At 34.4% G+C, this 15,864-nt stretch carries 13 protein-coding genes; 2 read left to right on the top strand and 11 right to left on the bottom strand.

Features of this window, described 5'->3' with window-relative positions:
- Positions 1-33 precede the first annotated feature (33 nt).
- Positions 34-1,353: an MFS transporter gene (locus ACIQ4I_RS02200; RefSeq protein ID WP_403092389.1), complete on the bottom strand. Its 1,320-nt coding sequence runs from the start codon at positions 1,351-1,353 to the stop codon at positions 34-36.
- A gap of 16 nt (positions 1,354-1,369) precedes the next feature.
- A complete protein-coding gene (locus ACIQ4I_RS02195) occupies positions 1,370-2,929 on the bottom strand; it encodes an AMP-binding protein (RefSeq protein WP_403092387.1) in 1,560 nt (519 codons plus the stop codon).
- A gap of 175 nt (positions 2,930-3,104) precedes the next feature.
- Here ACIQ4I_RS02195 and ACIQ4I_RS02190 point away from each other — a divergent pair, with 175 nt between their 5' ends.
- Together ACIQ4I_RS02190 and ACIQ4I_RS02185 are read left to right on the top strand one after the other, a co-directional pair.
- Positions 3,105-3,710: a TetR/AcrR family transcriptional regulator gene (locus tag ACIQ4I_RS02190; protein ID WP_403092386.1), complete on the top strand. Its 606-nt coding sequence runs from the start codon at positions 3,105-3,107 to the stop codon at positions 3,708-3,710.
- 286 nt (positions 3,711-3,996) lie between these two features.
- Positions 3,997-4,593: a tetratricopeptide repeat protein gene (locus ACIQ4I_RS02185; protein WP_403092384.1), complete on the top strand. Its 597-nt coding sequence runs from the start codon at positions 3,997-3,999 to the stop codon at positions 4,591-4,593.
- A 686-nt stretch (positions 4,594-5,279) separates the two neighbouring features.
- On the opposite strand, the gene ACIQ4I_RS02180 is transcribed toward ACIQ4I_RS02185, so the two are convergent.
- The 9 genes from ACIQ4I_RS02180 to ACIQ4I_RS02140 form a co-directional block, all read right to left on the bottom strand.
- Complete coding sequence (locus tag ACIQ4I_RS02180) at positions 5,280-5,765, bottom strand: GNAT family N-acetyltransferase (RefSeq protein WP_403092382.1); 486 nt, start codon at positions 5,763-5,765, stop codon at positions 5,280-5,282.
- Between the two features lie 134 nt (positions 5,766-5,899).
- On the bottom strand, positions 5,900-6,646 hold the full coding sequence (locus ACIQ4I_RS02175) for an SDR family NAD(P)-dependent oxidoreductase (protein WP_403092380.1): 747 nt from the start codon (positions 6,644-6,646) through the stop codon (positions 5,900-5,902).
- A gap of 6 nt (positions 6,647-6,652) precedes the next feature.
- A complete protein-coding gene (locus ACIQ4I_RS02170) occupies positions 6,653-8,272 on the bottom strand; it encodes an AMP-binding protein (protein ID WP_403092378.1) in 1,620 nt (539 codons plus the stop codon).
- On the bottom strand, positions 8,269-9,129 hold the full coding sequence (menB, locus tag ACIQ4I_RS02165) for a 1,4-dihydroxy-2-naphthoyl-CoA synthase (RefSeq protein WP_403092376.1): 861 nt from the start codon (positions 9,127-9,129) through the stop codon (positions 8,269-8,271). The genes ACIQ4I_RS02170 and menB overlap by 4 nt, the downstream gene beginning before the upstream one ends.
- A gap of 15 nt (positions 9,130-9,144) precedes the next feature.
- Complete coding sequence (locus ACIQ4I_RS02160) at positions 9,145-10,299, bottom strand: acyl-CoA dehydrogenase family protein (RefSeq protein ID WP_403092374.1); 1,155 nt, start codon at positions 10,297-10,299, stop codon at positions 9,145-9,147.
- Between the two features lie 83 nt (positions 10,300-10,382).
- The gene (locus ACIQ4I_RS02155) at positions 10,383-10,535 is read right to left on the bottom strand and encodes a hypothetical protein (protein WP_403092372.1); all 153 of its coding nucleotides are present in this window, start codon (positions 10,533-10,535) and stop codon (positions 10,383-10,385) included.
- A 69-nt stretch (positions 10,536-10,604) separates the two neighbouring features.
- Complete coding sequence (locus ACIQ4I_RS02150) at positions 10,605-11,762, bottom strand: acyl-CoA dehydrogenase family protein (protein WP_403092370.1); 1,158 nt, start codon at positions 11,760-11,762, stop codon at positions 10,605-10,607.
- A gap of 114 nt (positions 11,763-11,876) precedes the next feature.
- Entirely contained in the window at positions 11,877-13,901 is a 2,025-nt protein-coding gene (locus ACIQ4I_RS02145; RefSeq protein ID WP_403092368.1) for a sigma 54-interacting transcriptional regulator, read from the bottom strand.
- Positions 13,902-14,694: 793 nt separating this feature from the next.
- The gene (locus ACIQ4I_RS02140) at positions 14,695-15,837 is read right to left on the bottom strand and encodes an agmatine deiminase family protein (protein WP_403092366.1); all 1,143 of its coding nucleotides are present in this window, start codon (positions 15,835-15,837) and stop codon (positions 14,695-14,697) included.
- Between the last annotated feature and the right edge of the window lie 27 nt (positions 15,838-15,864).

Below are 15,864 nucleotides of genomic sequence, written 5' to 3'. Positions count from 1 at the left end.
GCTATGTCTCTACTTTTAAATTATTTGAAAAGATTAAACAGATACTTTATCTATTGATTGTTGCGAGATCTCAGTAGCTTCTGGCTGATCTGCATATTGCGTTACTTTTCGTGTGTCTGGTGCGAAAATGGCTAAAGTGAGTGAAATCAATAACCCAGCAATCATCAATCCACCAAACAAGTATGGTGAAGCACCGTATTTAGCTCCCAATTCAGTCCAAAGCATTGGGCCAAATCCACAGATGGCGGCAGCTACTTGATATCCAAGTGAAAGTCCTGTATAACGTACATTTGCTGGGAAAAGTTCTGAGAAAAGTGTTCCTTGTGTTGAGAAAATGGAACCCCATATTACACCTAATAAGATAACTTGCATTACGTAAAACCAAGTTGTACTTTGAGGAATCATTGTGAAATATGGAATAGCTAATAATAACATCGCAACAATACCACTGATATAAATTGTTTTTCGACCGATAAAATCAGATAAATAGCCAACTAAAGGAATTGAAATGATCATCGTTGCACAGCTAATTGTCAAAGCAAATAAGGCCACATCACGGCTGTATCCAAGATGTGTAGTTGCGTAAACCAAGATAAAGGACATAAGGAAAACATTGAAAAGTCCGTCCCCTACTTTTAAACCGATTAAACGAAAGATATCTTTTTTGTTGTATTTAAATGCCTCAAAAATAGGTACTTTTGCAAGCTCACCTTGCTCTTTATTACGTTTGAATTCTGGCGTTTCTTCAATACCACTACGAATCCAAACAGCTAAAATAATCAATACGGCACTAAATAAAAACGGTAATCGCCAACCCCAAGACATAAATTGTGCTTCTGTTGTTAATGAACTAATTAATGTAAAACTAAAAGTTCCTAATACTAAACCAATTGGTACCCCTAATTGTGGAATAGAACCGAAAAATCCGCGAACACCTTTTGTTGCAGTTTCGGTTGCAAGAAGTACAGCTCCTCCCCATTCACCACCGAGTGCAATCCCTTGTAGTAACCGTAATACTACGAGCATGATGGGAGCGGCTAACCCTACTTGTGCGTAAGTAGGAAGTAACCCAATTAAAAATGAACTTCCGCCCATCCCAATCAATGTCAGCATTAACGATGCCTTTCTACCTATCCTATCGCCCATGTGGCCGAAAATAATACTTCCTAGAGGTCGCGCTGCGTAACCTGCACCAAATGTGGCAAAAGCAATTAATATGGATACAGATGGATCCGAAGAAGGAAAGAATAATGTAGTAAATACAAGTCCTGTTGCAGTACCATAAAGGTAAAAGTCATACCATTCAATAATAGAACCAGCTACACTTGCTAATAAAACCCTAAAATTTTTCATATGATCCCCTTCTTTCTTATATTGAAATCGAATTTCGCAGAATATGTTTCTGAATTTTCCCTACAGGTGTTCGTGGAAAATCCTCTACAAAGTCGATAACATCCGGAACTTTAAACTTTGCCAATCTTTCTTTACAGTGTTCGATTAGTTCGTTTTCAGTTACCTTTGCATTTTTATTTAAAATGACATAGGCTTTAATCGCTTCATCACGCATATCATCTGGAGTACCAATCACAGCTACTTCATAAACTGCTTCATGTTCTACAAGAACACTTTCAACTTCATTTGCTGCTACGTTCTCTCCTGAACGTTTGATCATATCCTTCATTCGATCAACAAAATAGAAATAACCATCTTCGCCGATGCGTGCATTGTCCCCTGTTAATAACCAATCCCCTTGGAATGTTTGCTTTGTTGCATCGTCATTTTTAAAATACCCCTTCATTAATGTTCTACCACGTATACCTTTGACAGCTATTTGGCCAACTTCTCCATCGTTTACTTCATATCCATTTTCATCAAGTAGTTTTACTTCATAGCCAATGCTAGGTTTTCCGATGCTTAAATTTTTTGCAATATCGTTGATTGGATTGATTAATGGGACGCCGATTGTTTCTGTCATCCCGTACATTTGTAAAAGCTTTACATCGAATTTTTCTTCAAATGAAGTTATTTGATAGTCCGCTATTGACTGTGCAAATAGGATTAAACGAATTGAATTATCTTGATCTGCGTTGTCATATTCTTTTGCAAGTATCATTCGTATAGGAGCAGCAAATAATGATCCAATTGTTCCACCTAATGCTTTTGCTTGTTTGAAATATCGGGATGCGCTGAATTTCTCAGTTACTGCGATACTAGCACCTACAACAAGTGCTGACATAGTTGAGTAATATTGTGCATTGCCATGGAACAAAGGTAAAACTATGAATGGACGATCATTCTCGCTCAAGTTAATCGATTTAGATAATAGTTCACCAGCATAAATATAATTTGCGTTTGTTACTTGTACACCTTTAGGTTTAGACGTTGTTCCTGAAGTGTAAAGCATAGCTACGACATCTTCTGAAACAATCTCAGGTAAATCTAGCGTGTTAGTAGATGCATTTGCTAATAAATCATCAAAATTTAGTACATGATCTATAGCACAGGTACATCTTGTAACGATGATTTTTTGAATAGTTGAAGTTTCTTCGCGAATTTGTTGAAATTTATCCAAGTATTCAATTTCAGTCATTAAAACTAGTGCTTCAGAATGATTAATAATATACTTCATCTCATCCGCTGTTGATAAAATATTTGTAGGAACCATAATGGCACCAATGTTTGCTAATGCAAACCATGTTGTGAAAAATTCCATATTATTCGGCAAATGTAAAACAACATGATCGCCTTTTTTAAGACCTAAGTTCATAAAAGCATTACTTAATCTATTCACTTCAGCTTGAAACTCTTTATATGATTTTTGGAATCGTTCCTCATTAGCATCCTCAAAGTGAATAAAGTACTTCTCCCCGTGTTGTTTGACCTTATCCGCTAATAATGAACGTAACGTTCGATTACCTAAAATATCCATTGCTCTACACCCCTTTGTTTAAACGCTTACATCTTTACAGACTATAGTCTATAAGATAATATAGTTGAATTTTATTTGTCAATATAAATTTCAGACTATTTAGTAAATTTAAAAAATAATAATTATATAGATCTATGTTAAATTAGTTATTAAGAATAAAAAGTAGGTGTTGATCATGATAAAGAAAACTAGAGAGCAACAAGCAGAAGAAACAAAACAGAGAATCTACACTACCGCATTGAAATTATTTGAAACTAAGGGATTTAATCATGTTAGCGTCGATGAAATTGTTCGTAAAAGCAAAAGCTCTAAAGGGGCTTTTTATGGCCACTTTACTTCTAAATACGATATTTTCTTAGAAAAATTCAAAGAAATAGATTCATTTTATGAAGCGTTTGTTCAAACGTTATCTCCTCAATTAAAATTTGAAGACAAGATTATTGCACTATTTAATGCACAAATGACGTACTTAAAAGAAGATTTAGGTGAAGATTTAATGAGAAGTGTTTATACAAGCGGTTTGATCAAAAGTGAAGAAAACTTCTTTGCAAATTCACAGCGGAGTTTATATAAAATCTTAAATACATTTGTACAAGAAGCTGTTAGCAATGGTGAGCTACCGCCTACTACAAACATTGAAAAGACAGGTATGCTTATTTCAAGATGTATGCGTGGAACACTATATGATTGGCTATCTTTCGGGAATGATTTTCAATTGAATAAAGAAGCAGAACTGTTCGTTTCTATTTTTCTTAAAGGATTAAATCGAATGGATAGTTAGTATGTAAAAAATAAATGTTTAACTTAAGGATAATTCAACTATTTTGTTATGTCCATAAAGGAAAGTTATGTGAGAACGAATGTTCTATATGCTGAAAAGGGGCATTCATTACACCGCATATCACTTAATATATATTAAAAAAATGATATAGAACATAAGTTAAAAGTGATTTTTATTAAATATGCTATTTTTCACAATAAAGAACAAATGTTCTAATTTGTGTATTTCCCCCTATTCATCTCAAATAATATATAATAGTAACATCCACTGAGAAAGGTTGAGAATTATGTCGAATGTTGAAAAAATGATTAATCACGCTCTTGAGTTAAAAAGCTTAGGTCAATACGACCAAGCCATAAATATGTATACAGCTGCAATTAAGGAAGAACCATCTAATAGCAATTTATATCGAGGAATTGGTCAAATCGCTTATCTAATGGGACAAAGTAAACTTGCTGTATCTGCGTATTTATCTGCATTACATATTGAGATTGCCAAAATTGAACATTTTGGTTTGAATGAAGAAACGCAAAAAATGTATGACCAGCTGCCTGAAGCACTAACAAAGGATTTACCAGTGAAGGGTGCATTTATTATTTATTATGATACGAACACATTGCGCCATTTAGCTCACGCTATTGCTGATTTTGACGACAATGCATTAAATCAGGAACCAGAACTTGTGGCATATAAAGAAATTTACACAGCTAATCTCAAAGGTGATCAAGATTTAGCAGAAATTTTAGCTATTTATAATCGCACCGAAAGCGACTATACAGAACAAGAATCCACTTTCTATATTCAAATTGGAAAAGAACTTGCGCTTGCTTGGATCAAATGGGACCATCTCGCTAGTTTAGATGTTGGACATTTGTATTTTTAAATGAATTAATTTCATAATGCAAATATCATAAAAATATACGAACATTTAATGATATCCATTTTTGTTAATTGTGGAGCGGAAGACGGCAACTCCTACGGGAAAAGCTTGAGCTGAAAGCCCCGCAAGAACGTAGTGACGAGGAGATTGAAGCCAAGCCCGTGGAAAGCGCCGTCTGGAGCGGAACATACTCATCTGAATATAGAAAAGTAAATGCGTTAAAATGTTCGCATTTAAAAACTAAAAATGGATTTATGAAATTGATTCAAATAAGTAATTTTTATAAGATGCGGCTAATTTAATGAAATTATCAGGAGTTATTGCGATGTAATATTTACATGCGATAACTCCTTTTGTTTTTTCTTAGAATTTGAAATTAGTTGTACCTCTTGAATAATTCGAAAATTTAATTTTGAATACGCTTATTTATTTGATGAAAATCAATAATTATGTTTAAACAGAGCCAAAATAAAAGGATAAAATTTAAGTTTACATAATTATATTATCGAAAAATCTTTATTTACCTTTTAGCTTCGCTTTCCTAAAATTAATAAATTCTAATATTTTACAATCACAATATTCTTAAAATGCTCTATCAAACTGAATCAATATTTAGATTAATTAGGTTAAAAATGAAAAAAGAGCAATCAACAACTTAAAATTAGATGTTGATTGCTCTTTTAAATTATCTATAACTTTAATAGCATAATGTAAGATGTTTCGTCTTTCCCAACTACTATAAAACCTAATCTAAGATAAAGATTTACTGCAACTGTATTATCAGCATCTACGCTTAACGATACAGCTTCAAATCCATCATTGTTTGCTTCCTCTAGAATCGAATTCATTAATTTGGTTCCAAGACTTTTATTCCTTGCTGCTTCTTCAATAGCAATTCCTAATTCTGGTGTATCATCGTTCACATAGCCATAACTTTTTTCTTTACTGCTATATAATCTGTACCAAACTGCACCAACTGGGGTATCTGTATGATCAACAGCAATTAACGCTTTATCCCCTTTTCTGCCCCAATTTTGATGATATTTCTTCAAACCATCAGAATAAAGCAGTTTATCAATAGGTGGTTTTTTCTCTTTTTCAATGAAAATAGACTCGTATAGCATCTTCATAAAAAAATCTTTCTCATTTTCTCTCATGTATCTGATTTTAAACATATTCATCCCCCAGAATATATCATCCAAAACAAACTTCAATACTAGTTTATAGTATATCTTAAAATAGAAAAATATTTACCAATTAATATATACAAAAATAACAGGAAACCCGAAGGCCCCTGCTAAATAGAGTGTTAAACCATTGCTAATCCACCGTTTACAGAAAGAGTTTGTCCAGTAATATACTCAGCTTCATCTGATGCTAAGAAAGCTACTGCATTTGCGATATCAGATGGCTGTGCTAAACGTCGGAATGGGATAGCTTTTACTAAAGCTGTTGCAATCCCTTCGTTATACTCACCAATTTCTTTAAATAAAGGAGTATCAGCAGGACCTGGTGCAATGCTATTAATATTAATTTTGTGACGTGCCATTTCACGTGCTAGCGTTTTCGTAAAGGCAATCACTCCTCCTTTTGCTGCAGAATACACTGCTTCTCCACTCGATCCTACTCGACCAGAATCAGATGCGATATTAACTACTTTGCCATACCCATTCTCAATCATAAGTGGCAAAATTGTCTTACATGTATGAATTTGCCCCATTAAATTTATATTTAAGATAAGTTCCCATGTTGAAGGATCGCTTTTTAAAAAAGGTTCAATCTTATCCCAACCAGCATTATTGATTAAAACATCAATTTTACCAAATTTCTCTACAGCGTTTTGTACTGCATTTTCAACACTTTCTAATTTGGTAACATCACATAATACAGAAACTGCTTCTCCACCTATTTCCGCAATTCGTGAGACTGTCTCATTTGCATTTTCTAAATGAACATCAGTAACAACGATTGCAAAGCCCTTATGAGCTAATTTCTGAGCGATTTCGCGCCCAATTCCTCTTCCTGCACCTGTAATGAACGCAACTTTTTTTGTCATATAGAATTAACCTCCAATGATTTCTCTTAATTTAAACTTTTGAATTTTGCCACTTGGCGTTCGAGGGAATTCTTCAAAAAGTTCTAAACGCTCTGGCCAATATTGTTTAGCGACACCTTTTTCTTCTAAAAATTGTTGCATTGCTTCAAAAGTTAATTCAGGTGATTCAGGCTTTAAACAAATACAGGCACATGCTTTTTCTTGTAATCGTGGATCGGGCATTGCAACTATTTGTGCAGCAAAAATATCTGGATGCTCATATAACACATTTTCAATATAAGCCACCGGAATATTTTCACCACCTCTCATAATAATATCTTTGTTGCGACCTGTAATTCTGATATAGCCATCTTCATCCTTAACTGCACGATCTCCAGTAATAAACCAATCGCCATGGAATTCTGCATGTGTTTCTTCAATTTGTTTATAATATCCGACAAATAGAGAGGGTCCTTTAACTAGTAAATTTCCTTCCGTATTAGGAGATACTTCATCAAAATTTGCATCTACAACTTTTACAAACATATCTGTTAATGGAACGCCATCCGTACCTGTTAATTTTGCTTCTGAATCATACAATTTTGTAAGTGTTACAAGGCCATTTTCAGTTTGTCCCCAACCAGCTAAAATATTAAAATTCACTACGTTTGCTGCTTCCTTAACAAGAATTCTTGGAATCGGTGCACCGAGCGCTAAAAATGCTCGGAGTGACTCTAAATTGTATTTTTTAATATGAGGAAATTGAATGGTATCTTGTAAAAATGGTGTGGCCCCTGCTGTATACGTAATCTTTTCTTTTTCAACAAGTTGGAAAAACTCTTCTGGATGCCATACATCTTGATAAACAGCAGTCCCACCATGATGTGTCGGGAGGCGAACACCATACCCAAATCCAGTTTGATGTGCAAAAGTGGAAGCCATAAACAGAACATCATCATTTGTTAGTTGTAAATGTTCTATCAAAGAATCAGCTGATACACATAATGTATTATGTGTGTGCATTACGCCCTTTGGTTTACCTGTCGTTCCAGATGTGAAGATAATTTCTGTTATATCATTCGGCTGAAGTTTAATATTATCTAATTCTGAAACATTTCGTTTTTCTTCCCATGGTGTATTAAATAAATAGCTAAGTGGCTGCATCGAATCCGGAACATTTTCTCCGATTACAAAAACATGTTGTAAAAATGGCCATTGATGGCTTAATTCAGATACCATTTTTGTATAATCAAAATTTCTAAATTCATCTGGAATAACAATCATTTTAGATTCTACTAAACTAACCATATATGAAATTTCACGTTCGCGATAAATTGGAATAAGGGGATTTGTGATCGCTCCAATTCTAGTAATGGCATAATGAAGTATGATAAATTCATTCCAATTTGGCAATTGAATAGAGATAACGTCATCCTTTTTAATGCCTAGTTCTAATAATCCAAGTGCAACACGATCAACCATTTTGCCAAGTTCTGCATACGTATAACGACTCTTCTTATCGATGATTGCTACTTTATTTGGATATTTTTGTATCGCATCATTTAAATAATTCAATATCGTCTTATTTGGCCAAAGGCTTTGATTCTGTTCAATATAAGAATCTTGTATAGCCATTTCAAATTTCATATTGTTCCCCCTTTATTTACACGGAATTTTTTGAAGTTAACTGGACGTTTTTCGAGAAATGCTTCTTTGCCTTCATTAGATTCTAGTGTGTTATAAAACATTGCCAGGCTTCCCATTGCCAATGATGAGATTCCTTGAATATTTGCACTATCTGCATTAAATGAATATTTTAGCATTTTAATAGCAGTAGGACTTTTCTCAATAATTTTATTAGCCCATTCTTCCGCAGCTGTTTGTAAATCATCTGCTGGGACTACCTTATTGACTAGGCCCATTTCTTTGCATTCTTGTGCAGTATATTGCTCACATAAATACCAAATTTCACGAGCTTTCTTTTCTCCAACAATCCGTGCTAAATATGCAGAACCAAATCCTGCGTCATAGCTTCCAACTTTTGGTCCACTTTGTCCGAACATTGCTGTATCAGCAGCAATGGTTAAATCACAAATAACATGTAAGACGTGTCCACCACCAATTGCAAATCCATTCACTGCTGCAATGACAGGCTTAGGAATATTACGGATTGTTTGATGAAGTGTTTCGATTTCTAAACCAATTCCCCCACCTAAACCTCCGTTGTAGTTATAGCCACCTTCATTACCCTTTTCCTTTTGATCACCACCAACACAAAATGCCTTATCCCCAGCACCTGTTAAAATGACCGCACCAATACGGTTATCATCCCAAGCATCTCTTAAAGCCAAAATAAGCTCTTGGATTGTTTGCGCACGAAAAGCATTGTAAACCTGTGGACGGTTAATTGTAATTTTAGCGATACCATCATTCTTGTCATATAAAATATCAGTTAAAGGTGTTACGCCACTATTTGTCAGTACATAATTAGTAGGTTGTACCATGGTTAATCCTCCTTTTTAATAAGAACGGTATTCTTTTCCAATAATATCTTTTGCAATAACCATCTGATTTGCTTGTGCTGTTCCATCGCCAATCTCTAGCCCAATAACATCACGTAAACGTTGCTCTAGTGGCAATTCCTTTGTGTATGCATAATGACCATTAAGTAATAAACACTCATGAATGGCATCTACACTATATTTGGGTCCCAACCATTTAACTGTTGAAGATACTTGGGAATGCTTCATACCTTGATCACGAAGCCATAATCCTCGGTAGGCTTGCCACTTGATCAACTCTAATTGTGTGTGATGTGTGACGATTGGAAAAGCAACACCTTGATAGGTAGCAAGTGGCTTTCCAAATGAATGACGTAACTTTACATGTTCAATTGTTTCATCAATACTTTGCATTGCTGCACCAACACACTGTAACCCTATCAGTAATCGACTCAAATCAAAGCCGTTCATTACTTGCGAAAAGCCTTTATTTTCTTCACCAACAAGATAGGCTGCCGGTACTTTTACATCATGCATATAAATTGAACCACGCCCAACGGGAATATTGCCCATATCCTCATAACCTTTTATTGATAAACCATCTAAGTTTGAAGGAACGAGAAATGCACTAATGCCACGGTTTCCTTGAGTTGGATCTGTTTTAGCAAAGATAAGGAATGCATCGCCGCAAGTTGCTACACTAATACCTGATTTTTCACCATTTAAAATATAGTAATCTCCGTATCTTATAGCAGTTGATGTTATACCTCCAGCATCAGTACCAGCAGAAGGTTCGGTAATCGCGATACCTACGATTTTATCTCCACTAGCAATTTGAGGTAACCATTCATTCTTAATAGCTGAACTTGCATGTTTAGCCAAAATTTCACCAACAAGACCATTCAACATGACAGCATATGTTAAATTGAAGTCTCCTCTCCCAATTTCCTCTGCAGCGATTCCTGTTGTTACACAATCTGCACCGCTTCCACCATATTCTTCAGGAATGCGTAAGCCATTGACACCTAAATCGCCAAGCTTTTTCCAAAGGTGACGAGGTGTTGTAGTCTCTCGATCCCATTTTGTATAGTTTGGAAGTAATTCGTCTCTGGCGAAATCATGTAGAATTTTACGGAATTGATCTTGTTCTTCTGTAAATGTGTAATCTAACATTTCGTTTCCCCCTCTTTACTTCTATTGTTGGCAATTTTCAATTATGGATATAATCCCTTGCCCGCCACCGATACAGAAGGTAACTAAATCGTACCTCGGATCTTGAGCTGTAATTCGTAAATTAATTTCGTCATTAAGATGGTCCCTGTTGCACCAATTAAATGTCCAAGAGCAATTGCTTCAATTAACTCGATCACATCGATATCTGAAAGCTGAAATCCGGCCTGTTGCTTCAATGCTTTTATAGAAGCTTGTACTAGTCCTATTCACTTGTATATCTACAATAAAAACATCTTGCACTTCAGTTACCCTTTAGCTTCGTATTCACGGTTTAGTTCTGATGCAATTATGTTACGTTGAATTTCAGAGGTGCCTTCATAAATACGTGTAATACGTGCATCTCGGAAATACCTTTCTATTGGGTAATCCTTCATATAACCAAGACCACCATGGATTTGAAGTGCGAGATCTGCCACTTTGTTGTATACTTCTGAACCATATAATTTCACCATTGCTGCTTCTTTTACGACACGCTGTCCTTGGTCAACTTTGTACGCAACATTATACGTAAATGCTCGAAGTGTTTCGATTTGCAAAGCGATATCCGCTAACATATGTTGAATGATCTGAAATTCAAAGATTGGTTGATCAAACTGAACCCGTTCTTTCGAATATTGCATTGAATATTCAAGTAAGCGTTCTGATGAACCTAAGCAACGGGCTGCCATACCTGCACGGCCATTGGCTAAAATTTTTAGTGCATTAATATAGCCTTCTCCTTCATTTCCTAAACGATTTTCAATAGGGATTTCGACATTATCAAAATAGAGCTCAGCTGAATTTGAACCTCTTAGCCCAAGTTTTTTCTCCGGTGCACCTATATTAAATCCAGGTGTTCCTTTTTCGACAATGAATGATGTAATGCCTCGTCCACCTTTAGTAGGATCTGTTACGGCCATTACAGTAAATACGTGAGCATCATGTGCATTTGTAATATAGTGCTTCATACCATTTAAGATGTATTTATCACCTTGACGTTTTGCAGTGGATTTTAAATTTGCTGCGTTTGATCCAGCATTGGGCTCAGTTAATGCAAATGCACCAATCCATTCGCCAGTAGACATTTTAGGCAAGTATTTTTTCTTTTGTGTTTCATTCCCAAATTCAACAATTCCAACGGAGCCAATACCAACATGACATGAAATTAACGTGGTATAGCCATTATGCGTTTTTGCAAGTTCTTCTAACAGATGACATTTACCAACCATATCGAGTCCTAGACCACCATATTCTTCTGGTATACTGATGCCGAAAAAACCTAATTCTTTTGACATTTCCACAATATGTGAAGGGATTATATTTTCTTCTTCAATTTGGTTAACAAAAGGTTCCACTTTTTCCTTTACAAATTTACGGGCAATTGCTTTTAGTTCTTCCACTTCTTCAGTAACTTGATAATTCAATCGCGTCCCTCCTATTTATTTGAAAAGTGTGTTAGTGAATAGTTAAATGGAATGCTACTCCCAAAAATTCATGAACAAACAACACTAATGTTATGAACCATTTTGTTGCTCATTTTAGTTAGGTTGGATTTTATTTTTCTGAACTTTTCTAATGATCGTTGATGGATTCACTTCAAGTATTTTCGCCATTTTTCTATACGAAATATTTTGCTCGCTCATCATTTCAATTAGTTCTTTTTCTACCACTTCTTTTGCCTGTTTAAGCGGTATGATTTGATTTACAATAATGGGTTTATCTAATTTTTGCTCTGATTCTTGTAGAAAATTGATGATACAACTCTCATCAATCAATTGATTGGGATTCATTACCATCATTTGTTCGAGAATTTCTTTAATTTCTAGTAAATTACCTTTCCATTTTTTGCGTGAAATAAAATCTAAAGCATTTTCAGTTATCAATGTTTCTGTATTGTATTTTTCATTTACCACATCAACAAAATGTTCCATGATTAGCCTTACGTCTTCTCTACGACTATCTAGAGAAGGAACAGCAATGGTAAAAGCATTTAGTAAGTAATAGAGTTGTTCACTAATTGGCATGTCTCCAGATAGGTGAATATCTTTTCTAACTGAAGCAATGAGGCGAATATCGATTACTCTTTCATTTTGATCAAGTTGATTGCTTACTGATGGATGTGACAATAAATCTGCCAATTTTATTTGTAAAGGTAGTGGGAGAAAGTCGATGTTTTTGAAATAAATCGTACCACCCGATAACACACTTAATAGCCTATTTGACGTTAAATCAAATAATAGATTTTCTAATTCCTTATAACTTTTACCACGACAATCAATTTCAAGAAAAGGTGCATTTCTTCTGCCACTTTGAAGAATAATTTGACGTGCTATTGTTGAACGACCGGAACCGACGTCTCCTTTTAGAAGAACCGGTGCGTTAACTTTTACAATTTTTTTAATGTTGTTTGCTAATGCTTTCATTTCATCTGATGAATAGATAAAAGACTCATCTGGATTTAATTGTAAAAAGTAATCGTTCATTTCTTGTAATTTATTTAGTTGTTCTGTTACTTTCTTTTGCTCAGTTATTTCTTGAATGCGTACGAATATTTGTGATGGTTGCTCATTTTGTTCCTCTTTAATCGGAGTAAAAGAAATCCGATAAATGGCATTAATTTTGATAATGTACTCCTCATAAACGTGGTGTGTATTTGTTCTTAAGGCTTCTTGAAGTAATTCAAATAATTTTAAGTGCTGTTGCTTATTAAACAGAATCGTTAAATTCATCTCGTGAAATCGAGTGTTTTGTTGTAATATAGTTCCTTTTTCATCAATGATCGCAACACCATCTAAACTATTTGCTAATAAGGTTTCATTTTCTTTAGCCAATCGTTTAACAGTTTCTAGTTCAGTTGAAAGCATTTCCATCTTGGATATATCATCAAATATTCCAACTGCTCCAGTTAGCTGTTTTCCATCATAAATCGGTTCTCTATTGGAAATATACCAGCGTTTTCCTACTTGATATTTCTCAACATGACCTTTACCTGTTTGCAATACCCTTAATAGCCCTCTAGGCGGTACAACATCTGTGATAAATTTTCCAACAGCCTTGTTTCTTTTTACACCTGAGATTTTCTCGGCTGCGGGGTTCATCATGGTTATATGGCCTTCAATATTGACAGACATGATGCCACTAGGAACAGCATTAAATACAGTGTCAAAATGATGCTTTTCTGATTGCATTTTTTTAGAAAAATATTGCAGAAAAACTGCATTATCAATAAGTCCAATAATATTCTCATTTTCGCGAATGAAATAAAGCTCTGTTTTATGATTGAAGAAGTGTAAGCTTGTGGGTATGTCAGAAAGTAAGGAAAAATTTTTGTTTAATGTTTTTGAGAACGATCTAAGTGAATCAAGGGCATTTACTTGGCTAAACCCAAGTTTGTAACAATAATCTAATAGTATTTGGTTGGTAAAAAATCCTTCAATTGAATTTTTGTTACTTAAAATAACAGCATAATCATATTTGTTAGTCACAAAATTGCTTATCATTTCTCGAAGGGGTAGTTGCAACTGATATTTGCCAAAATGTTGTATGATTTCTATTTGTGTCATGTCTTATCCCCTTTCTTATTGCAAAAAAGCAACAGTTTTTCATAGAATATTTGATAAGTTTTTTGATCACTTTTTTAGCTAGTTCACTATATTCATCTTTGTGTGGCATTTATTCATCAATTAAGAATGAATATTTTGTAATACTTAAACATTGGTTTATGTCACTTTAAATAATGTTGCTTTTTTGCAACAAAAATATGAATCTGATTTGAAGATAACGTTGAAAAAATTTATTCATTTATTTCCTTGTAAACTAATTCAAAAAGGAAGAACCTTCCACGAAAGATAACGTCTTATTTAAAAATAATACAGAAGAGGTGGAATAATGGGGTTCTGGTATTTCCTAATTTTAATTTTAGGATTGTTTTTAATAACTAAAGGACTATTTATAATAAAGCCATCTTTGTTAATTAAAAAAATTAGTTTTGTATTTGTAGGACTATTATGTATATCATTGTCAATTTTTATGTTTACAGATGGAAGTGCAGAGATAATTTCGGATTTGCTAAATCTGGATTAAAGAAATAGTAAATAAGCGTATCCATTTCGAATACGCTTATTGATTTGAGAATATTCTACTATTAAGTAAAACAGAGCCTAATAGGGGTACCGCCTTCAAAACGCGGTTTTTGTACGCTAAGGATACCGGCCATGGGTGGTTACATTCACTGTCCAAGGGGAAAAGTAGAAGCGATGTACATCGCTCTATTGCCTCATAAACAATGAGGAAAAAATGGAATTTTAATTGCAACTTAGTTTTCGAATCTGTTGAAATCCACTGCAACAAACACGATTACTTTAAACTGACGGGTTGTTGTTGTGTAACACAATGAATCATACCACCATTTTTATAAAGCTCTCTTACATCTATTCCAATCACTTCACGATCGGGATATAGTTTTTGGATAATATCGTTTGCTATTTTGTCGTTAGGATCATTATAATTTGGAACTAATACAACCGTATTCCCAATATAAAAATTGATATATGAACCTTTGTATCTCAAATTCTTTCCATTATCTAAAATTACATTGTTTTTACTAAGCGGTAAATACACATACTGATAAGGCTTGTCAAAGGCATTCTTAGCATTCATTAATGTTTTAATATCCTTATTTGAAACACCCCAATCTTCCAAATCATCTTCTTTCATTGTAATAATTGTAGACTTATCATAAAATTTAGCAAAACCATCAATATGAAAATCTGTAATATCCAGACCAGGAACACCATCTAACCAAATGAAGTTAGTCGCATCAAGATATTCCTTTATATACTTCTCAAATTCTGCTTCTGTAATATTGGGATTTCTATTTTTATTAAGAACTGCACTACGTGTCGATAAAAATGTTCCATTTCCATCTAGTTCAAACGCTCCACCTTCAAGTACCACGGCATTTAGATCAATTCTATCCATACCTAACTGCTTACTAAGTACGCTCGGCATTAATGCATCTTTTTTATACGGAGTTTTCTTACCCCACCCATTAAATCCCCAATCCATCATTTTCATATTTTTATCTTTGTCGTATACAAAAATCGGTGCAGTATCTCTTGCCCATACATCGTCAGTAGGAACTATATAGAAATCAATTTTGTCCATATTGATGCCCTCATCATACAGCAAATTATAAATATAGTTCTTTTCATATTTATCATATGCGATAATATGAACATTTTCTCCTTCGCTCAGGGCAGCTGTCATCTCGATCCAAATTGGTTCAACCTTTTCTTCATATCCTTTTCCATATGTAAAGGTATGAGGCCATTGCAACCACGTGCCTTCATGTTTGCTGCTTTCATCGGGCATTGTGTACTTACCTACGTATTGTTTTTCCACAAATTGACTCCCCTCAACTTTACTTGGATTACATCCCCCCATTATGATCCCAGCCGTTAATATAGTCCCTGTGCAAAGCACAATTATCTTTTTCATATGCAAAATCTCCTTATGTTGTGATAG

This window comes from Rummeliibacillus sp. NPDC094406 (genome assembly GCF_044763875.1).
Classification (GTDB): domain Bacteria; phylum Bacillota; class Bacilli; order Bacillales_A; family Planococcaceae; genus Rummeliibacillus.
The sequence above is the reverse complement of the archived record's forward strand: the minus strand, read 5'-3'. Positions and strand labels throughout refer to the sequence as shown.

Bases quoted from the DNA above. Each gene is read 5' to 3' on its own strand.
- ACIQ4I_RS02195 (WP_403092387.1), bottom strand. From the start codon at position 2,929: ATGGATATTTTAGGTAATCGAACGTTACGTTCATTATTAGCGGATAAG.
- ACIQ4I_RS02200 (WP_403092389.1), bottom strand. From the start codon at position 1,353: ATGAAAAATTTTAGGGTTTTATTAGCAAGTGTAGCTGGTTCTATTATT.
- ACIQ4I_RS02140 (WP_403092366.1), bottom strand. From the start codon at position 15,837: ATGAAAAAGATAATTGTGCTTTGCACAGGGACTATATTAACGGCTGGG.
- menB (WP_403092376.1), bottom strand. From the start codon at position 9,129: ATGGTACAACCTACTAATTATGTACTGACAAATAGTGGCGTAACACCT.
- ACIQ4I_RS02170 (WP_403092378.1), bottom strand. From the start codon at position 8,272: ATGAAATTTGAAATGGCTATACAAGATTCTTATATTGAACAGAATCAA.
- ACIQ4I_RS02180 (WP_403092382.1), bottom strand. From the start codon at position 5,765: ATGTTTAAAATCAGATACATGAGAGAAAATGAGAAAGATTTTTTTATG.
- ACIQ4I_RS02145 (WP_403092368.1), bottom strand. From the start codon at position 13,901: ATGACACAAATAGAAATCATACAACATTTTGGCAAATATCAGTTGCAA.
- ACIQ4I_RS02160 (WP_403092374.1), bottom strand. From the start codon at position 10,299: ATGTTAGATTACACATTTACAGAAGAACAAGATCAATTCCGTAAAATT.
- ACIQ4I_RS02190 (WP_403092386.1), top strand. From the start codon at position 3,105: ATGATAAAGAAAACTAGAGAGCAACAAGCAGAAGAAACAAAACAGAGA.
- ACIQ4I_RS02185 (WP_403092384.1), top strand. From the start codon at position 3,997: ATGTCGAATGTTGAAAAAATGATTAATCACGCTCTTGAGTTAAAAAGC.
- ACIQ4I_RS02175 (WP_403092380.1), bottom strand. From the start codon at position 6,646: ATGACAAAAAAAGTTGCGTTCATTACAGGTGCAGGAAGAGGAATTGGG.